Annotated in this window: 20 protein-coding genes; 14 read left to right on the forward strand and 6 right to left on the reverse strand. The window is 71.3% G+C overall.

Annotation, left to right across the window (positions count from 1 at the left end; genetic code table 11):
• Positions 1-46: 46 nt before the first annotated feature.
• The 3 genes from QM638_RS17700 to QM638_RS17710 form a co-directional block, all read right to left on the reverse strand.
• Positions 47-901 (reverse strand): hypothetical protein, encoded by an 855-nt coding sequence (locus QM638_RS17700; RefSeq protein WP_415144048.1) that lies wholly within the window; start codon positions 899-901, stop codon positions 47-49.
• A 24-nt stretch (positions 902-925) separates the two neighbouring features.
• Positions 926-1,864 (reverse strand): 2,3,4,5-tetrahydropyridine-2,6-dicarboxylate N-succinyltransferase, encoded by a 939-nt coding sequence (gene dapD / locus QM638_RS17705; RefSeq protein ID WP_415144050.1) that lies wholly within the window; start codon positions 1,862-1,864, stop codon positions 926-928.
• A 200-nt stretch (positions 1,865-2,064) separates the two neighbouring features.
• Positions 2,065-2,628, reverse strand: coding sequence for a DinB family protein (locus QM638_RS17710; RefSeq protein WP_415144052.1), 564 nt, complete (start codon positions 2,626-2,628; stop codon positions 2,065-2,067).
• A gap of 360 nt (positions 2,629-2,988) precedes the next feature.
• Between QM638_RS17710 and ileS the strand changes: the two genes are divergently transcribed.
• Genes ileS through QM638_RS17745 form a run of 7 tightly spaced genes read left to right on the forward strand, consistent with a single transcriptional unit; the run spans position 2,989 to position 10,099 of the window.
• Positions 2,989-6,312 (forward strand): isoleucine--tRNA ligase, encoded by a 3,324-nt coding sequence (ileS, locus tag QM638_RS17715; RefSeq protein WP_415144054.1) that lies wholly within the window; start codon positions 2,989-2,991, stop codon positions 6,310-6,312.
• 7 nt (positions 6,313-6,319) lie between these two features.
• Positions 6,320-7,057, forward strand: a complete 738-nt coding sequence (locus tag QM638_RS17720) for an AzlC family ABC transporter permease (RefSeq protein WP_415144056.1) — start codon at positions 6,320-6,322, stop codon at positions 7,055-7,057.
• On the forward strand, positions 7,054-7,365 hold the full coding sequence (locus QM638_RS17725) for an AzlD domain-containing protein (RefSeq protein WP_415144058.1): 312 nt from the start codon (positions 7,054-7,056) through the stop codon (positions 7,363-7,365). The genes QM638_RS17720 and QM638_RS17725 overlap by 4 nt, the downstream gene beginning before the upstream one ends.
• Positions 7,366-7,421: 56 nt before the next feature.
• Complete coding sequence (dapE, locus tag QM638_RS17730; protein ID WP_415144060.1) at positions 7,422-8,489, forward strand: succinyl-diaminopimelate desuccinylase; 1,068 nt, start codon at positions 7,422-7,424, stop codon at positions 8,487-8,489.
• Positions 8,486-9,211: a TIGR00730 family Rossman fold protein gene (locus QM638_RS17735; RefSeq protein WP_415144062.1), complete on the forward strand. Its 726-nt coding sequence runs from the start codon at positions 8,486-8,488 to the stop codon at positions 9,209-9,211. The genes dapE and QM638_RS17735 overlap by 4 nt, the downstream gene beginning before the upstream one ends.
• Positions 9,208-9,672, forward strand: a complete 465-nt coding sequence (locus tag QM638_RS17740; RefSeq protein WP_415144064.1) for a DivIVA domain-containing protein — start codon at positions 9,208-9,210, stop codon at positions 9,670-9,672. Before QM638_RS17735 ends, QM638_RS17740 begins: the two co-directional genes overlap by 4 nt.
• 7 nt (positions 9,673-9,679) lie before the next feature.
• The gene (locus QM638_RS17745; protein WP_415144066.1) at positions 9,680-10,099 is read left to right on the forward strand and encodes a hypothetical protein; all 420 of its coding nucleotides are present in this window, start codon (positions 9,680-9,682) and stop codon (positions 10,097-10,099) included.
• 71 nt (positions 10,100-10,170) lie between these two features.
• Here QM638_RS17745 and QM638_RS17750 read toward each other — a convergent pair whose 3' ends face one another.
• Entirely contained in the window at positions 10,171-10,482 is a 312-nt protein-coding gene (locus tag QM638_RS17750) for a hypothetical protein (RefSeq protein WP_415144067.1), read from the reverse strand.
• A gap of 77 nt (positions 10,483-10,559) precedes the next feature.
• On the opposite strand from QM638_RS17750, the gene QM638_RS17755 reads away from it, so the two are divergent.
• The 3 genes from QM638_RS17755 to QM638_RS17765 all read left to right on the forward strand — a co-directional run bounded on the left by QM638_RS17755 (position 10,560) and on the right by QM638_RS17765 (position 12,951).
• Complete coding sequence (locus tag QM638_RS17755; protein WP_415144069.1) at positions 10,560-10,748, forward strand: hypothetical protein; 189 nt, start codon at positions 10,560-10,562, stop codon at positions 10,746-10,748.
• 484 nt (positions 10,749-11,232) lie between these two features.
• Positions 11,233-11,400: a DUF3117 domain-containing protein gene (locus QM638_RS17760; RefSeq protein WP_415144071.1), complete on the forward strand. Its 168-nt coding sequence runs from the start codon at positions 11,233-11,235 to the stop codon at positions 11,398-11,400.
• Between the two features lie 45 nt (positions 11,401-11,445).
• A complete protein-coding gene (locus QM638_RS17765; RefSeq protein ID WP_415144073.1) occupies positions 11,446-12,951 on the forward strand; it encodes a leucyl aminopeptidase family protein in 1,506 nt (501 codons plus the stop codon).
• A gap of 64 nt (positions 12,952-13,015) precedes the next feature.
• On the opposite strand, the gene QM638_RS17770 is transcribed toward QM638_RS17765, so the two are convergent.
• Entirely contained in the window at positions 13,016-13,663 is a 648-nt protein-coding gene (locus tag QM638_RS17770) for an O-methyltransferase (protein ID WP_415144087.1), read from the reverse strand.
• Between the two features lie 244 nt (positions 13,664-13,907).
• Here QM638_RS17770 and sigE point away from each other — a divergent pair, with 244 nt between their 5' ends.
• Positions 13,908-14,504 carry an RNA polymerase sigma factor SigE gene (gene sigE, locus QM638_RS17775; protein ID WP_415144075.1) on the forward strand — a complete coding sequence of 199 codons (597 nt, stop codon included), beginning with the start codon at positions 13,908-13,910 and terminating at the stop codon, positions 14,502-14,504.
• Positions 14,501-14,992 (forward strand): hypothetical protein, encoded by a 492-nt coding sequence (locus QM638_RS17780; RefSeq protein ID WP_415144077.1) that lies wholly within the window; start codon positions 14,501-14,503, stop codon positions 14,990-14,992. The genes sigE and QM638_RS17780 overlap by 4 nt, the downstream gene beginning before the upstream one ends.
• A gap of 45 nt (positions 14,993-15,037) precedes the next feature.
• Here the strand turns inward: QM638_RS17780 and QM638_RS17785 are convergent, their stop codons facing one another.
• Complete coding sequence (locus tag QM638_RS17785; RefSeq protein WP_415144079.1) at positions 15,038-15,283, reverse strand: helix-turn-helix domain-containing protein; 246 nt, start codon at positions 15,281-15,283, stop codon at positions 15,038-15,040.
• 99 nt (positions 15,284-15,382) lie between these two features.
• Here QM638_RS17785 and QM638_RS17790 point away from each other — a divergent pair, with 99 nt between their 5' ends.
• Positions 15,383-16,048: a hypothetical protein gene (locus tag QM638_RS17790; protein ID WP_415144081.1), complete on the forward strand. Its 666-nt coding sequence runs from the start codon at positions 15,383-15,385 to the stop codon at positions 16,046-16,048.
• Positions 16,045-17,335 (forward strand): AAA family ATPase (locus QM638_RS17795; RefSeq protein ID WP_415144083.1); only part of this gene is annotated, 1,291 nt, incomplete at its 3' end. The genes QM638_RS17790 and QM638_RS17795, both read left to right, overlap by 4 nt.

The following is a 17,335-nucleotide window of genomic DNA, read 5'->3' on the forward strand; positions in this document are numbered from 1 at the left end:
CACGGATCCGCCGGGTCGTGCGGATGAGGTCGGGTGCGGAGTGGGCTCATGCCAGGGAGATGGTGACCCGGCGCGAGCCGGCGTCGTCGTCGCTCACCCAGCCCTTCGCGGAGTCGGCCGTCCAGCGACGACCCGCGTAGGAGACCGAGGCGACGCGCAGCGTCTTGGCCCGGGCCACCGAGTACTGCGCCAGCGACCAGCCGTCGATCCGGCCGGACTTGCCGGCCGGGATGGCGACGGTGAGCGTCGAGCCGTGCAGCGTGGGCGACCCGACCAGGTCGCCGTACAGCCGCTGGAGCTGGGTGCGCAGCGCGCCGCCGCGGCCGCTGCCGGTCTTCTGCTCGTCCAGTCGACAGCTGAAGGTGTGCGGCGACCAGCCGGTCAGTGAGGAGGCCAGCGACCGGGCGTCCGGCTCGTGCTGGGCGTACGCCTCCGGATAGGCCGAGTGCTGGACCTCCTGGGCCGCCTTGGTGATCTCCATGGTCTCGTAGCCGTCGATCCGCACCAGCGCGTCGTAGAACGCGTTGATCGCGTACGTCGGGTTGAGCACCTGCTTCGCCGAGCCCCATCCCTGCGAGGGCCGTTGCTGGAAGAGGCCGAGGGAGTCGCGGTCACCGCTGGCGAGGTTGTAGAGCTTGGACTCCTGCATCGCGGTCGCTATCGCGATGGTCGCGGCCCGGGCCGGAAGCCCGCGCTGTACGGCGATGGCGGCGATCAGCCCGGCGTTGCCGGCCTGCTCCGGGTCGAGGGTGGCGGTGTGCTCCGCGACGGTCGCGGTGCACTCCTCCGGATCCGGCAGCAGCGAGTCGATCTTGTGGGTCGCCTTCCGGATGCCGATGACCACGGCGACGACCACCAGCGCGGTCACGACCAGACCGATTCCGGCTTTCCGTGCTGACATGGGCGGTCGCGATCCGGTGCTGCGTCAGTTGGCGTGCAGCGCCGCGTTGAGCTCGATCCCGGTACCGACCCGGTCCCGGGCCTCGACCGCACCGGTCTGGCTGTTGCGCAGGAAGAGGACGTTGGTGGCCCCGGACAGCTCGGCGGCCTTGACCACGGAGCCGTCGGGGAGGGTGACCTTGGTGCCGGCGGTGAGGTAGAGGCCGGCCTCGATCACCGAGTCGTCGCCCAGCGAGATGCCGCAGCCGGCGTTCGCGCCGATCAGGCAGCGCTCGCCGATGCTGACCCGGTGGGTGCCCCCACCGGACAGCGTGCCGAGGATCGAGGCGCCACCGCCGATGTCGGAGCCGTCGCCGACCACCACGCCCTGCACGATGCGGCCCTCGACCATCGAGGTGCCGAGCGTGCCGGCGTTGTAGTTGACGAAGCCCTCGTGCATCACGGTGGTGCCCGCGGCCAGGTGGGCGCCGAGGCGCACCCGGTCGGCGTCGGCGATCCGGACACCGCTCGGCACGACGTAGTCGAGCATCCGCGGGAACTTGTCGACGCCGAGCACCACCACCTGGTGTCCTGCGCCGGCCAGGCGGGCGCGGGTGAGCTCGAAGCCGTCGACCGAGCACGGGCCGAGATTGGTCCACACCACGTTGGCCAGCAGCCCGAAGACGCCGTCGAGGTTGATCGAGTTCGGCACCACCAGCCGGGCCGAGAGCAGGTGCAGCCGCAGCCAGACGTCCTGGGCGCTGGCCGGGGCGGCGTCGAGGTCGGCGATCTCGACGAGCTCGAGCCTGCGGGTGACCCCGCGCAGCACCTCGGTCCCGTTCGGCTCGGTGAGAGCGGTCAGCTCGTCGGGTGCGGTGACGCCGTCGGGGGCGTTGCCCAGCGTCGGGCTCGGGAACCAGACGTCGAGGACGGAGTCGTCGGCGGCGTACGTCGTCAGGCCGAAGGCCCAGGCAGCGGAGGTCACGATCGAGGAGTCTAGATGCTGGGTCCGACCGACCACCCGTGCACAGGTGTCGCACCGTCCGCGGGCATCGCTCGAGGAGAATCGTGACGTCGGTGGGTGGCACGAGTCTGGCCGACCTGGCCACCACGATGAGGAGTCTGCCGAGGTGCTCTCGCCGTCGCGCTCCGAGGACGCCCCTGCGCCCCGAGGGCGCACCGGGTCTATTGGCCGGCGCGACCGTCCACGCATTCGCGGAGCAGGTCGGCGTGGCCGCAGTGCCGGGCGTACTCCTCGATCATGTGCACGACCAGGTCGCGGATGCTCACCGTTCCCTCGCCGTCCGGGAACGGCAGCTCGGTGCCGAGGTCGCTCTCCGGCACGGCGGCGAACCAGCGCTCGGCCTCGGCGATCTCGCGCTTCCAGCACGCGAAGGCGTCGTCGACGCACTCACCGGTGCCGACCGCGCCGTTGAAGTCCAGGTCATGGTCGGCCTCGGTGCGGTAGAGCCTCGGCTCGCCGGTCGCCTGGGCGACCCGCCGGAACCAGTTGTGCTCGACCGCCGCCATGTGCCGGACCAGTCCGAGCAGGCTCATCGAGCTCGGCGGCACGCTGCGGGTGGCCAGCTGCTCGGGGGAGAGGCCCTGGCACTTCAGCTCCAGTGTCAGCCGGTAGTTGGCCAGGTACTCCACATAGGTCGCCTTCTCGCCCTGGGGGTTCCCGTAGGTGCGGGGATCGGTCGCCTCGGGGACCCACTGGCCGGCGTACCCGACCGGAGAATCGCTCATGGCCCTAGCCAACGCGATGGGTGCCCCCGAAGGCAACGCGAATTCCGGTCAGCCGTCGCGGACAGCGATCTGGTCCGGCACCGAGGGTGTCGACCGGGGCTGTTCGGTTTCTGGATCGGCGGGTGCCCGCCGTACCATCACCACTACAGACGCCTGAGCCGTCATCAGCGGCGAGTCCCCGGAAGAAAGCGCGAGTGAGTAGAACCGGGCGGGTAGGCCCGTCATAGCCGTGAACGAGTGGCTTGGTCTCGACAGGCTCGACCGCCGAGACCGGGCAAGCAGGGTGGTACCGCGGCGCGAGCCGTCCCTGTGGTTTCGACAAGCTCAACCACCGAGATCGACACCGCAGGAGCAGCCCGCATGACGTACCCCAAGGTCACCACCGACCCGTCGAACTCGGTGCCGTCGACACCGCGCTTCCCCCAGATCGAGAAGCGCATCCTCGACTACTGGGCCGCCGACGGGACCTTCGAGGCCTCGGTCGAGCAGCGTCCGGCGGGGAAGAACGGTGGCGGTGAGTTCGTCTTCTACGACGGCCCGCCGTTCGCCAACGGCCTGCCGCACTACGGCCATCTGCTCACCGGCTACGTCAAGGACATCGTGCCGCGGTTCCAGACCATGCGCGGCAAGCGCGTCGAGCGTCGCTTCGGCTGGGACACCCACGGCCTGCCGGCCGAGCTCGAGGCGATGCGCCTGAACGGGATCAAGACCACCGACGAGATCGTCGAGATGGGCATCGACAGGTTCAACGACGCCTGCCGTGCCTCGGTGATGAAGTACGCCGACGAGTGGCGGGCCTACGTCACCCGGCAGGCTCGCTGGGTCGACTTCGACAACGACTACAAGACCCTCAACCCGTCCTACATGGAGTCGGTCGTCTGGGCCTTCAAGCAGCTCTACGACAAGGGCCTGGTCTACCAGGGCTTCCGGGTGCTGCCCTACTGCTGGAACGACGAGACCCCGCTGTCCAACCACGAGCTGCGGATGGACGACGACGTCTACCAGATGCGCCAGGACCCGGCCGTCACGGTCGGCTTCACCGTCACCTCGCCGGGTCCGTTGGAGGGTGCCAAGCTGCTCATCTGGACCACGACGCCGTGGACCCTGCCCAGCAACCTCGCGGTCATGGTCGGCACCGGGATCGAGTACGTCGCCGTGGAGTCCGACCACACCGGCACCGTGGAGCGCTACGTCATCGCGGCGGCCCGGTTGGCGGCGTACCGGCGCGAGCTCGGCGACGACCCGCGAGTGGTCTGGCGCGGGACCGGCGCCGACCTGCTGGGGCTCACCTACGCGCCGCCGTTCGGCTACTACCGCGACCACGCCCACGCCTTCAGGGTGGTGGCCGCGGACGACGCGGTCACCACCGAGGACGGCACCGGACTGGTGCACAGCGCCGGGGCCTTCGGTGAGGTCGACAAGGAGGTCACCGACCGCGAGGGCATCGCCCCGGTGATGCCGGTCGGCAAGGACGGGAGGTTCACCGCGCCGGTCGACGAGTACGCCGGCATGCTGGTCTTCGACGCCAACCTGGCGATCATCGACGACCTCCGGGCGGCGACCAGGGGTGGTCGCGATACGTCCTCGCCCGGCGGCTCGGACTCCTCGACCGACGAGCGCAGCGAGGAGGCGTGTCGAGACCACGGCTCGGTCACGCCCGGCACCGTGCTGCTGCGCCGCGAGACCTACGACCACTCCTACCCGCACTGCTGGCGCTGCCGCGAGCCCCTGATCTACAAGGGGGTGGAGTCGTGGTTCGTCGAGGTGACCGCGTTCAAGCAGCGGATGGTCGAGCTCAACGAGCAGATCACCTGGGTGCCCGAGCACGTCAAGCACGGCCAGTTCGGCAAGTGGCTGGAGAACGCGCGCGACTGGTCGATCACCCGCAACCGGTTCTGGGGCAGCCCGGTGCCGGTGTGGAAGTCCGACGACCCGGCGTACCCGCGGATCGACGTCTACGGCTCCTTCGAGGAGCTCGAGCGCGACTTCGGTCGCCTCCCGCGCAACGCCGACGGCGAGCCCGACCTGCACCGGCCGTGGATCGACGACCTGACCCGGCCGAACCCCGACGACCCGACCGGACGGAGCACCATGCGCCGGGTCGCGGACGTGCTCGACGTGTGGTTCGACTCGGGCAGCATGAGCTTCGCGCAGGTGCACTATCCGTTCGAGAACGCCACGTGGTTCCAGGACCACTTCCCGGCCGACTTCATCGTGGAGTACATCGGCCAGACCCGCGGCTGGTTCTACATGCTGCACATCCTCGCCACCGCGATCTTCGACCGGCCGGCGTTCTCCTCCTGCATCAGCCACGGCATCGTGCTCGGCTCGGACGGCCTCAAGATGAGCAAGTCGTTGCGCAATTACCCCGACGTCAACGAGGTCTTCGACCGGGACGGGGCCGACGCGATGCGGTGGTTCCTGATGGCCAGTCCGATCCTGCGCGGCGGCAACCTGGTCGTCACCGAGCAGGGCATCCGGGACTCGGTGCGCCAGGTGATGATCCCGCTGTGGAACAGCTGGTACTTCTTCCAGCTCTACGCCAACACCGCCGGCGTCGAGGCCAGCCGGTCGACGGCGTCGACCGACCCGCTGGACCGCTACGTCCTGGCCAAGCTGCGCGACTACGTCGCCGAGATGACCGAGGCGATGGAGCGGTACTACATCGCCGACGCCTGCGAGACGACCCAGCGCTTCCTCGACGTGCTGACGAACTGGTACATCCGGCGCTCCCGGGACCGGTTCTGGCGGGAGGAGCAGGCGGCCTTCGACACCCTCTACGTCGTCCTGGAGACGGTCTGCCGGGTGGTCGCGCCGCTGCTGCCGCTGGTCGGCGAGGAGATCTGGCGTGGTCTGACCGGTGGTCGCTCGGTGCATCTGACCGACTGGCCCGACGCCGCGGAGCTGCCGGCGGATGCGGAGCTGGTGGCCAGGATGGACGCGGTCCGCGAGGTCTGCTCGGCCACCTCGGCGCTGCGCAAGGCACGACAGCTGCGCAACCGGCTGCCGCTCGCCGAGCTGACCGTGGTGGGCGTCGACCTGGGCGGCTTCGAGGCGATCGTCGCCGACGAGGTCAACGTCAAGAGCGTGCGGGTGCTCGCCGAGGACGACCCGGCCGCAGCCGGCTATGGCGTGGCACAGCGACTGACGGTGAACGCCAGGGCCGCCGGACCGCGGCTGGGACGCGACGTCCAGCTCGCCATCAAGGGCTCGAAGTCCGGGGACTGGTCGGTCGCCGAGGACGGCACCGTGACCTCGGGAGGCCTGAGGCTGGTCGAGGGCGAGTACACCCTGGAGACGGTGGCCGGTTCGGCCAGCGACACCGCCGCCGTCGGGGTGCTGGGCTCCGCCGGATCCGGGGAGGGCGGGTTCGTCGTCCTCGACACCGCCATCACTGCCGAGCTCGCCGCCGAGGGACTCGCCCGCGACCTGGTCCGGGCGGTCCAGCAGGCGCGCAAGGACGCGGGTCTCCACGTCGAGGACCGGATCAGCCTGGTCGTCGGCGGCGACCAGGCGGTGCTCGCCGCCGCCCGGACCCACCAGGAGCTGATCGCGCGGGAGACCCTGGCCACGTCGTACGACGTCCGGGCCGGTGGCGCGGACCAGGAGCTCCCGGGCGAGCCGGGGACGCGCGTCGCCCTGGGCGACGGCGCCCACGCGGTCATCGCGCTGACCCGGGCGTGACGTCGGCGTGACCCGGAAGGTCGTCGCCGACTCGCTCGGGGTCGGCGTGGCGACGGGCCTGTACGGCGTCTCCTTCGGGGCGCTGGCGACCACCTCCGGCCTCGACGTGTGGCAGGCCTGTGCGCTCTCCCTGCTGGTCTTCACCGGCGCCTCCCAGTTCGCCTTCGTCGGCGTGGTCGCCAGCGGCGGTGCGCCGCTGGCCGGCGCGCTGACCGCCACCCTGCTGGGCAGCCGGAACCTGTTCTACGGCATCACGCTGGCGCCGAGGCTCGGCCTGTCCGGCTGGCGCCGATGGCTGGCGGCGCAGGTGGTGATCGACGAGTCCACCGCGATGAGTCACGGCCAGCCCGACCCGGACGACGCCCGGCTGGCCTTCGGCTTGACCGGCTGGTCGGTCTTCGTGCTGTGGAACCTGATGACCCTCCTCGGCGCCCTGGCCGGTACGGCGATCGGCGACCCCGCCAGCTATGGCCTGGACGCCGCGGTCGGTGCCGCGTTCCTCGCGCTGCTGTGGCCGAGGCTCACCGCCCGGCCGGCGCGGCTGGTGGCCCTGATCGGCGCGGCCGCCGCGAGCGGGCTGGTCCCGCTCACCGCGGCCGGCGTGCCGATCGTCCTCGGCGGTGCCGTCGCGGTCGCGCTCGGCTCGGTGCTCGGCTCGGGGCCCGGCTCGAGCCTCGGCCCTGCGGTGCCGAGCACGCACGCTCCATCAGACGGAGACGGTGATGGAGACGGGGGCGGGGGATGATCTGGCTCGCCCTCCTGCTCACCGCGGCCGGCTGTTATGCCTTCAAGCTCGCCGGTCTCAGCGTCCCCGAACGGGTGCTCAGCCATCCGCTCACCGACCGGATCGGCGTACTGATCCCACCGGCGCTGCTGGGGGCCCTGATCGCCGTCCAGGTGCTCGCCTCCGGCCGGAGCCTGGTGGTCGACGCCCGAGTGGCGGCGCTCGGGGTCGCGGCGGTGCTGCTCTGCCTGCGGGCACCCTTCCTGGTGGTGGTCTGTGCCGGTGCCGCCGCGGCCGCCGTCCTGCGTGCGCTGGGCTGGATGGGGTGAACGGGTTGAGCGGGTTCGATGGGCTCGGAGTGGGGTCCGGCTGGTTGACTACTCCCGTGCCATCCCTCGATCTGAGTGCCGACGTGGTCGCGCTGACCCAGCAGCTGGTCGACATCGAGTCGGTCAGCCTCGACGAGCAGGCGATCGCCGACGCGGTCGAGCAGGCGCTCGCGGTCCACGACCATCTCACCCTCACCCGGATCGGCAACTCGATCGTGGCCCGGACCGAGCTCGGTCGCGCCGAGCGGGTGATCCTGGCCGGCCACCTCGACACGGTGCCGGTCAACGACAATCTGCCCTCGCGCAACGACGGGACCTATCTGCACGGCCTCGGCAGCACCGACATGAAGGGGGGCGACGCGGTCATCCTCAAGCTCGCCGCCGAGTTGCGCGAGCCGAACCGTGACCTGACCTACGTGCTCTACGAGGCCGAGGAGATCGCCGCGGTCCACAACGGCCTGGGCATGCTGACCACCGAGCGACCCGACCTGCTGACGGGTGACTTCGCGATCCTGATGGAGTCCTCGTGCGCCGAGGTCGAGGCGGGCTGCCAGGGCACCCTCCGGGTCGAGGTGCGCACCCGCGGGGAGCGGGCCCACAGTGCACGCGCGTGGACCGGCAGCAACGCGATCCACGCCGCCGAGCCGATCCTGGCCACGCTGCGCGACTACGCACCGCGCCGGCCGGTGATCGACGGGCTGGAGTTCCACGAGGGGCTCAACGCCGTCTTCATCTCCGGCGGCGTCGCCGGCAACGTCATCCCCGACGAGTGCGTGGTGACCATCAACTACCGCTTCGCCCCGGATCGGGACGAGGCCGAGGCCGTGGCGCATCTCGAGCAGCTCTTCGACGGATACGAGATCACCGTCACCGATTCCTCACCGGGCGCGCTGCCGGGCCTGGAGCGGCCCGCGGCACGGGAGTTCCTGGCCGCCGTACGGGCCGAGGTCCGGCCGAAGTTCGGCTGGACCGATGTCGCCCGGTTCAGCGCCCTGGGCATTCCCGCGGTCAACTACGGGCCCGGGGATGCGGCGTACGCCCACAAGCAGGACGAGAAGGTCCTGATCTCGCGGATCGAGCAGTGCGAGAGCGCATTGCGTGAATGGCTGGGAGGAACAGCGTGACACGTCGTAGCGGCTCCGGGCCGCGCCCCACCCAGGGGCGCCCGGCGGGCAGCACCACCGACCAGCGGCTGCTCGACGATCGCGGTCCCAGCGAGTGGGTGCACACCGACCCGTGGCGGGTGATGAAGATCCAGGCCGAGTTCGTCGAGGGCTTCAACGACCTCGCCGAGATCGGCCCGGCGATCTCGGTGTTCGGCTCGGCCCGGACGCCGGTCGACCACCCGACCTACCGGCTCGGGGTGCGGATCGGCGCGGCTCTGGCCGAGGCGGGTTTCGCCGTCATCACCGGCGGCGGCCCGGGCGCGATGGAGGCGGCCAACAAGGGCGCCCGTGACGCCGGCGGACAGAGCATCGGGCTCGGCATCGAGCTGCCCTGGGAGGCCCAGCTCAACGACTTCGTCGACTTCGGGCTCAACTTCCGCTACTTCTTCGTCCGCAAGACGATGTTCGTCAAGTACTCCCAGGGCTATGTGGTGTTGCCCGGCGGGGTCGGCACCATGGACGAGCTCTTCGAGGCGATGACGCTCTCCCAGACGCGCAAGATCACCCAGTTCCCGATCGTGCTGATGGGCGTGCGGCACTGGCAGGGTCTGGTCGACTGGATGCGGACCACGATGCTGCCCGACGGCCGGATCAAGCAGTCGGATCTGGAGATGCTGACCCTCACCGACCACGTCGAGGAGGCCGTCGAGCTGATGGTGAAGGCTCGGGACTCGGCATGATGTGGCTCTTCGCGATCCTCATCGTGCTCGCGCTGGGCGGGGTCGCCCTGGTCGCGGCCGGCGTCGGCTCGCCGCTGCGCGAGGAGTACGGCGACCGGCCCGACGTCTTCGTGCCCGCGGACCGTCCGCTCGGCTCGGCCGACCTCCGCCGGGTCCGGTTCAACGTGACCCTGCGCGGCTACCGGATGAGCGAGGTCGATGCCTTGCTGGCTCGGCTGGCCACCGAGGCCGAGCACATCGAGCAGGTGTCCAGGTTCGCCGCGTCGAGCGCCGACCCGGAGCTGGACCGCGACGGGCAGCACGAGGGGCAGCACGAGGGGCAGCACGACGGGCAGGACGTCCAGGAGCTCCAGGACGCGCAGGCCGTCGAGGAGGAACAGGAGCCGGGGAAGGACATCGGGCAGGCTCCCGACCCGGGTCAGGCATCGGACTCGGGACCGGGCTCGGCGACCGACGGCTGAGCGCACGATGAACACCGACACACTCCTGGTCGCCGTCGCGACCGGCGTACTCGCGCTGGTCGTCGTCGCCACCTATCTCCGGCTGCGGCGGCCGCACGCCACCCGCCGCAGCCTGGTCAGCCCGTTCGTGCGACGACTGCACACCGGCGCGGGTGTGATCGGGGTGCTGGCCTGGATCGCGTTCCTGGCGGCACCACCGAGCTCGCCGCTGGGCACGTCGCTGGCCGGCGTGATCGCGCTGTTCTTCTGCTGGCTGATGGTGATCGCCGGGTTCTACCTGCTCGGCCGGTGGCGGGAGAGCAGGGGTCGACATGCCGGCGAGCTCGGCCCGCGGGGCACCGGGCCGGTCCTCTCTGCCCTCGGCCAGGTCATCGCGCTGGCCGCGGTGCTCTGGCTGACCTGGGCCTACCTGAACTCGATGGTGTGAGGCCGAGACCTGCCGGAGTCCTGGCGACAGCCGAGACCCAGGGGATGAGTCCACAGCCGGGGAGAGATGGCCTAGCTGTCGAAATCGATCCGTAGCGAACTCTCGTAGGGGATGCCGGCGTCGGAGCCATTGTCAAGGTCGTCGGGACGGGCCTGTCCGAACTTCCAGAGGACGGTCGCACGATAGGCGTATCCGTCCTGGTCGCTCTTCTCGTATTCGAAGGAACACGGTCTATCTATCGCCATGTCTTCGAAACGAAGTCCCCTCAGCATCGACGCATGAAACCACGCCTGGGACGGGAGCGAGTCCGACGAGACGGAGCCCGTCCCCTCCTCAGCGTTCCATGAGGCGACCTTGCCGAGGATGGCCCGTCGATCGTTCATGGCGTGACAGCACGATTCACCTCGGATCGAGGTGAATCGCCTCCGGTGTCGAGTCGTGTGCCTTACCGAGCGTGCCCATGGCCGAAGCGCCCGTGAGGGCACGCGACAAGTTCGACGACAGTGCTCTCGCGACCGATGGCGGCGAGGACGGATCCTCGGTCGATCTCGCGCCCGATGAGGTCCCCGCCGAGATCTTCACGGCAGCGAGAGACGCTGCCGGAGCCACGATGATCGAACACATGTTGATGTCGCCCCGCTTGCCGTGAACAACCCACTCTTTCCGGTCGGCAGTTTGTCACCGGGTCAGGGGGACCACAAGGAGTTCGGCCCAGCGTTCCCGACATCCGGTCGTCCCCTGATCGAAGGTCTCGTTCGGGCACCTCACGGCCAGTGCGTCCGGAATACGGCTGTGGATGCGTGGCGCCCGTCGTCGACAGCGAGCGCCAGGGAGAGGACCCTGTTCCTCGGCCGTAGGTGTCGAGCACCTTCTCGGTGAGGTCAGCTGGTAGCGAAACGTTCCTGGTGCCGGGCTGCGGAGGCAGGTCGGATGCTCAGGGACTCCCACCCCCCAGGCGTTCGCGGCAGCTTCGCGCAGGGCGTCGGCGGGGCGGTCGATCGCCACTGCCTGTGGACCGCGCAGCGGCGGTGTCGGAGCTGTCGGCTCGATGAGGGATAATGAAGCTCACACGATGCGATCCGGGTCGCCTCGACCCGGCAAGCCACAACGCGAGACACGGAATGAGGTGCCGCATGGCGGCGATGAAGCCACGGACGGGAGACGGTCCGCTCGAGGTCACCAAGGAAGGTCGGGGCATCGTGATGCGCGTCCCGCTCGAGGGAGGCGGTCGCCTGGTCGTCGAGCTCAACGCCGACGAGGCCGCGGACCTGGGCAACGCCCTCAAGGAGGTCGTCGGCTGACCCGGCCACCGGTCCGTCGCCCGCTGTGAACTCTCGGTGATCTCGATGAACCAGCTTCCGCCGCAACCGACCCCGCCGACCTTCGAGCTCGATAGCACCGCGCCGGACCCGGCGACCGCGGAGATCATCGCTCTGCCGGTCGCGGCCGAGGCCGGCGGCCTGGTGCTCGGCCCCGGCGCCGACGAGCTCGACGCCCGCTACGGGCTGCTCGACCAACTGGAGTTCGCCGGTGCGACCGGCAAGGCGGGCGAGGTCACCGCCTGCCCGGTGGCCGGCACCGACCACACCGGTGCGTTGCGGCAGGTGCTGCTGGTCGGCATCGGCGCCGGCCGGCGTACCGACTTCCGGCGCGCCGGCGCCGCTCTCGCCCGGGCCACCCGAGATCGGACGGCGGTGGTCACCACCATCCCGGCAGCCGACCCGGGGATCGCGCTGGAGCCGTTCGTCGCCGGTGCCACGCTCGGCAGCTTCGTCTTCCACTGGCGCTCCGAGGGCCCCGAGTGGCAGCCGGTAGGCGCCCTCGTACTGGCCGAGCTGGGAGCCGAGCACGGCGACCGTCTCGACCGTGCGGTGGCGATCGCGCACGCCTCCTGGCGCGCCCGCTTCCTGGCCACCGTCCCGGCCGGACTGGAGAGCCCGGCCTGGCTCGCCGAGCAGGCTGTCGCCCTCGATGCCCAGACGCGGCTCAAGGTCCGGGTCTGGGACGAGGACCAGTTGGCCGAGGGCGGGTTCGGCGGCATCCTCACCGTCGGTCAGGGGTCCGCGACCCCGCCCCGCCTGATCCGACTGGACTACACCCCCGCCCGGTCCTCGCGACGCACGCCGACCGTCGCCCTGATCGGCAAGGGCATCACCTTCGACACCGGTGGCCTCAACCTCAAGCCGGGCCAGGGCATGGCGACCATGAAGCGCGACATGACCGGTGGCGGGGTCGTGCTGGCCACCATGGCGGCGCTGGCGGCCGTCGACTGCCCGGTCAAGGTGGTCGGCCTGATCGCCGCCGCCGAGAACGCCGTCTCCGGATCGGCGATGCGACCCGGGGACGTGATCACGCACTACGGCGGCCGGACCTCGGAGGTCAACAACACCGACGCGGAGGGCCGGCTGGTGCTGGCCGATGCCATGGCCTACGCGGTGGCCAAGGTCAAGCCGGCGGCACTGGTCGACATCGCCACCCTGACCGGTGCGATGAAGGTCGCGCTGGGTCAGCAGCTGGGTGGCTTCTTCGCCACCGACGACCGTCTCGCTGCCCGGATCGGGGAGGCCGGCGAGACTGCCGGCGAACCGGTGTGGCGGATGCCGTTGGCGGAGGTCTACGAGCCCAAGGTGAGCTCCCAGGTCGCCGACGGCGACAACGCCGCCGGCGGTCCCGGTGCCATCACCGCGGCACTCTTCCTCCAGCACTTCACCGGTGGGCTGCCGTGGGTGCATCTGGACATCGCCTCGGTGGGCGACGCGCCCACCGACACCTTCGAGTGGACCCCGGGCCCGACCGGGTACGGCGCCCGGCTGTTGCTCACCTGGCTCGGCTCAGCCGACCCGCTGGGCTAGCGTCGCCGGCGAACCTCGTATCGCCCCGGGGTCGCACCGAGGTCCGCATCGCCGGTGAGGACGGTCAGGCCTCCGGTGCCCATTCCTTCTTGGCCACCAGCAGGCCGTCGCCGATCGGCAGCAGCAGCGGCACCAGGTCGTCGCGCTCGGCGACGGTGCGGCCGAGGTCGCGCACCGTCACCGTCTCCTCGTCGCGCTGAGCGGGGTCCGCGACCCGGTCGTGCCACAGGGCGTTGTCGAAGGCGACCACGCCGCCGGGGCGCAGCAGGCGCAGCGCCTCGGTCAGGTACTCGCCGTACTCGGTCTTCTCGCCGTCGCAGAAGACCAGGTCGTAGTGCCCGTCGGTGAGCCGCGGGAGCACCTCGAGCGCGCTGCCCGCGATGGTGCGGGCGCGCTGGGTGGGGATTCCGGCCTCGGTGAAGGTCTGTCGCGCCAGACGCTGGTGCTCGGCCTCGATGTCGACCGTGGTGAGCACGCCGTCGGCGCGCATTCCGCGCAGCAGCCACAGCCCGGAGACCCCCGTGCCGGTGCCGACCTCGACCACCGCCCGGGCGTCCAGCACGGAGGCCAGGAAGCGCAGTGCGGCGCCGCCACCCTGGCCGATCGGGGTGACGCCCACCTCCTCGGCGCGCGCACGAGCCGCGGCGAGGAGGTCGTCCTCGGCGACATAGGAGTCGGCGTAGGTCCAGCTGGCGGTCGACGGTGCGGTGATCACGACACGACCCTAACGGTTCGCGGGCCCGCCGTCGGTGCGGAACACCGTGGACCCCGTCCGGCGACCCGTGTCGACCCCGTGTCGACCCGGGCCGACCCCGGTTGATCGGCGGCGATCCGGTCGGAACATCCGGGCCAGGTGGTTCGTTGACCAATCACAGGGACCTCTCAGACCCGAGGTCTAGGTTTGGTTACCAAGGAGTTCGACGGGCTCGATGCCACCCCCGATGAGGAGTACGCCGATGACCGACCAGCAGACCCGACCAGCCCCCGAGTCCGAGGGCAGTCTGCGCTGGGAGGAGATCGTCGAGCGGCATTCCGACCGGGTCTTCCGGCTCGCCTACCGCCTGACCGGGAACCGTCCGGACGCCGAGGACCTCACCCAGGAGGTCTTCGTGCGGGTCTTCCGGTCGTTGGACAGCTACAGTCCCGGCACCTTCGAGGGCTGGCTGCACCGGATCACCACGAACCTCTTCCTCGACCAGGCCCGGCGCAAGCAGCGGATCCGGTTCGACGCGCTCTCCGACGAGCGGGCGCAGCGACTGACCAGCACCGGTCCCACGCCGGACGCGGCGTACGCCGACCAGCGATTCGACGACGACATCGAGCGAGCCCTGGCCACGCTGCCGCCGGACTTCCGCGCGGCGGTGGTGCTGTGCGACGTCGAGGGGCTCTCGTACGAGGAGATCGCCCAGATCCTCGACGCCAAGCTGGGCACGGTGCGCTCGCGGATCCATCGCGGCCGGGCGATGCTGCGCGACGCGCTGGCCCACCGCGCCCCGCGCGGCGGCCGGCTGCGCTACTCCGGGCCGAAGGTGCTCTGGGGCGGAGCCTCATGAGCCTGCTCGGCGGCTCGCTGGGCGGACACCTCGGTGCTCGCGCGAGCGCGCTGTTGGACGGCCAACTGCCGGCTGAGGAGGAGTCGCGGGCCTGGGAGCACGTGCACGAGTGCTGTCAGTGCCAGCACCAGGTCGAGCGTGAGGGCTGGTTGAAGAACCGGCTGGCCGGCCTCGGTGTCGAGCCCGGACTGGGCGCCTCGGAGTCGCTGAAGGGCTCACTGCTGGGCGGGCCGAGCGATGCGGGCGGCCTGGGCGGCGCGCAGGCGTACGTCGGCGTCGGCGTGTCCCGGCTGCGGCGCAACATCGTCGCCGCCGCGTTCGGAGGCGGCGCGGTCGGCGCCGCCATGATGGGCATCATCGCCGTCGGCGCGGGCCCGGCCGACGCACCGACCTTCCAGCGGCACACGCCGGCCTCCGCCGTCACCAACGCGCCGGCCGCCACCTCGGCGACCATGAGCGTGAACCCGGTGAGCAGCCGCCGGCGCTGAGCCTCGAGCCATCGAGGGCCGAGCCCGCTGCACCGGGTCGTCGGGTCACAGGTCGACGGCGTCGGTCTCGTTGTCCAGGAACGGGTGCTCGGCCACGAACGCCTTGGTGTCGGCGTACATCTTGGTGATGAACTCCTCGAGCACGCTGGCCTCCACCCGCCACTGGCCCCGCCCGCCGATCTTGATCGCCGGCAGCTCGCCGCGACGCACCAACGCGTAGACCTGCGCACTGGAGGTGTTGAGCACCTCGGCGACATCGGCGAGGGTGAGGAAGCGGGGGGCATCGGGCATACCGCCATCCTCCCAAATCGGCATCCGGCTGACATCTCGCCCACGCGGGCTGTGGAAAGCGGGGGTGACAGACGGGGGCGATGCGCTGATGATGAGGTGGTGGTCAGAGATCTCGGGACCGATGGCGGTGCGCCGTCCGCCGTGCGTGCCACCCGTCCGGGCTGGCGCGATCCCCGGCTGTGGCTGGGGGTGGCCATCGTGGCCGCCTGCGTGGTGGCCGGCGCCCGGATCATCGGCGCCGCCGACGACTCGGTCGAAGTGTGGTCGCTGCGCGCCGGGGCCGCGCCGGGCAGCCAGGTCGACCAGGCCGATCTGGCGCGCACCAGGGTCCGGTTCGCGGACGCCGATGACCTGGCCGGATACTTCCCGGTCGGCGAGGAGCTGCCCGACGAGCTGGAGCTGGTCCGCGCGGTGGGCGCTGGCGAGCTGTTGCCGCGCTCCGCGGTCGGCACGGTCGGCGACAGCGGTCTGCTGCAGCTGCCGGTCTCGGTCGACCCGGGCCAGCTGCCGCCCGCGATCGCCACCGGGTCGGTGGTGGACCTCTACGTCGGGGCCGGCTCGGGCACCGACGGGCATGCCCGAGGGACGCCGTTGATCGGCCGAGCGCCGGTGATCGCCGTGGTCTCGGCCGCCGAGTCGCTCTCCGGCTCCGGCCAGGCACAGGTCACGGTCGCGGTCAGCGATACCGACGCTCACCGCTACTTCCGGGTCGTCTCGGGTCTCGACTCGCCGGTGATCACCGTCGTGGGCCGGCCGAGTCGATGATCGTCGTACTCATCCTGGCGGCCGGGGCCGGCTGGGAGCCTGAGGCGCTGGCGGTGATCGAGGCCCATCCGGGCCTGGTCGCGCTGCGTCGCTGCGTGGACGTGGACGACCTGCTGGCCGCGGCCTCCTCCGGGCAGGCCGAGGCGGCGGTGCTCGCGGTGGACGCGCCCGGCCTCGACCCGCTCGCCGTCGACCAGCTGCGCCACCACGGCGTGCGTCCGGTCGGGGTGGTGCCCGCCGGCCTCGGGGAGGACCCGGCGCGGCTGCGGGCGCTGCGCGCGGGCCTGTCCCAGCTGCTCGCCGAGGACGAACTGGACGCGTTGCCCGCGGTGTTGGCCGAGCCGACGCCCGCCGGCAGGACCGACGGACCGGTCGGGGATGGACCGCTCGGGGACGGGCCGGACGACGGACCGGTCGATCACCGGGCGGGGCGCGCGGGCCCTGCCGGAGCGATGGCTCGGCCGGGCCGAGTGATCACCGTGTGGGGGCCGGCCGGTGCCCCGGGCCGCACCACCGTGGCCGCCGGCGTCGCCGCCGAGCTCGCTCGCCGTGGGGAGACCGCGCTGCTGCTCGATGCCGACCCGTACGGCGGCGCGATCGCCCAGCAGCTCGGCGTCCTCGACGAGGTCTCCGGTCTGCTCCAGGCGGCGCGTCTGCAGTCCTCCGGCGAGCTCGCCCACCGGGTCGTCACCGCGGTGCGCAGCATCGGTCCCGGGCTCGGCGTGGTGACCGGCCTGCCGCGGCCGGATCGGTGGAGTGAGATCCGGATCGGGCTGGTCGAGCAACTGGTCGCCGTCGCGCGACGGCATGGGCACGTGGTGATCGACACCGGATTCAGCCTGGAGGAGGAGCCCGCGGCCGATCTGACCGGTCGGGCCGGCCGCAATCAGCTCAGCATCGAGGCGGTCCAGGCCGCCGACCAGCTGGTGGTGGTCGGCGGCGCCGATCCGGTCGGCCTGACCCGACTGGCTCGCGCACTGGCCGATCTGCGCGAGCGAGGCACGACGCCTGCCGCGCATGTGGTGGTGAACCGGATGCGTCCCACCCTCGGCTGGACCGAGCAGGACATCACCGGGATGATCCTGGCGATCACCCGGCCGGCCGGGTGTGACTTCCTCCCGGAGGATCGCGGTGCGGTGGATCGTGCGCTGGTGGCCGGGAGGACCCTTCTGGAGACCGCCCCGGACTCGGCCCTGACCAGGGCGATCGCCGCACTGGTCGACGGGCTGGCCGGTGGCGCGGCCGAGGAGCCGCGCGAGGTGGGTGCCGCGGCAGCGGCCGCCGCGC

The sequence above is a fragment of the Nocardioides sp. genome, assembly GCF_047606145.1.
GTDB lineage: Bacteria > Actinomycetota > Actinomycetes > Propionibacteriales > Nocardioidaceae > Nocardioides.

What these genes read in the sequence shown, in the direction of transcription:
- QM638_RS17785 (WP_415144079.1), bottom strand. Translation starts at nt 15,283, where the DNA reads ATGCCCGATGCCCCCCGCTTCCTCACCCTCGCCGATGTCGCCGAGGTG.
- sigE (WP_415144075.1), top strand. Translation starts at nt 13,908, where the DNA reads ATGACCGACCAGCAGACCCGACCAGCCCCCGAGTCCGAGGGCAGTCTG.
- QM638_RS17780 (WP_415144077.1), top strand. Translation starts at nt 14,501, where the DNA reads ATGAGCCTGCTCGGCGGCTCGCTGGGCGGACACCTCGGTGCTCGCGCG.
- QM638_RS17740 (WP_415144064.1), top strand. Translation starts at nt 9,208, where the DNA reads ATGATGTGGCTCTTCGCGATCCTCATCGTGCTCGCGCTGGGCGGGGTC.
- QM638_RS17745 (WP_415144066.1), top strand. Translation starts at nt 9,680, where the DNA reads ATGAACACCGACACACTCCTGGTCGCCGTCGCGACCGGCGTACTCGCG.
- QM638_RS17710 (WP_415144052.1), bottom strand. Translation starts at nt 2,628, where the DNA reads ATGAGCGATTCTCCGGTCGGGTACGCCGGCCAGTGGGTCCCCGAGGCG.
- QM638_RS17700 (WP_415144048.1), bottom strand. Translation starts at nt 901, where the DNA reads ATGTCAGCACGGAAAGCCGGAATCGGTCTGGTCGTGACCGCGCTGGTG.
- QM638_RS17750 (WP_415144067.1), bottom strand. Translation starts at nt 10,482, where the DNA reads ATGAACGATCGACGGGCCATCCTCGGCAAGGTCGCCTCATGGAACGCT.
- QM638_RS17765 (WP_415144073.1), top strand. Translation starts at nt 11,446, where the DNA reads ATGAACCAGCTTCCGCCGCAACCGACCCCGCCGACCTTCGAGCTCGAT.
- ileS (WP_415144054.1), top strand. Translation starts at nt 2,989, where the DNA reads ATGACGTACCCCAAGGTCACCACCGACCCGTCGAACTCGGTGCCGTCG.
- QM638_RS17760 (WP_415144071.1), top strand. Translation starts at nt 11,233, where the DNA reads ATGGCGGCGATGAAGCCACGGACGGGAGACGGTCCGCTCGAGGTCACC.
- QM638_RS17725 (WP_415144058.1), top strand. Translation starts at nt 7,054, where the DNA reads ATGATCTGGCTCGCCCTCCTGCTCACCGCGGCCGGCTGTTATGCCTTC.
- QM638_RS17755 (WP_415144069.1), top strand. Translation starts at nt 10,560, where the DNA reads ATGGCCGAAGCGCCCGTGAGGGCACGCGACAAGTTCGACGACAGTGCT.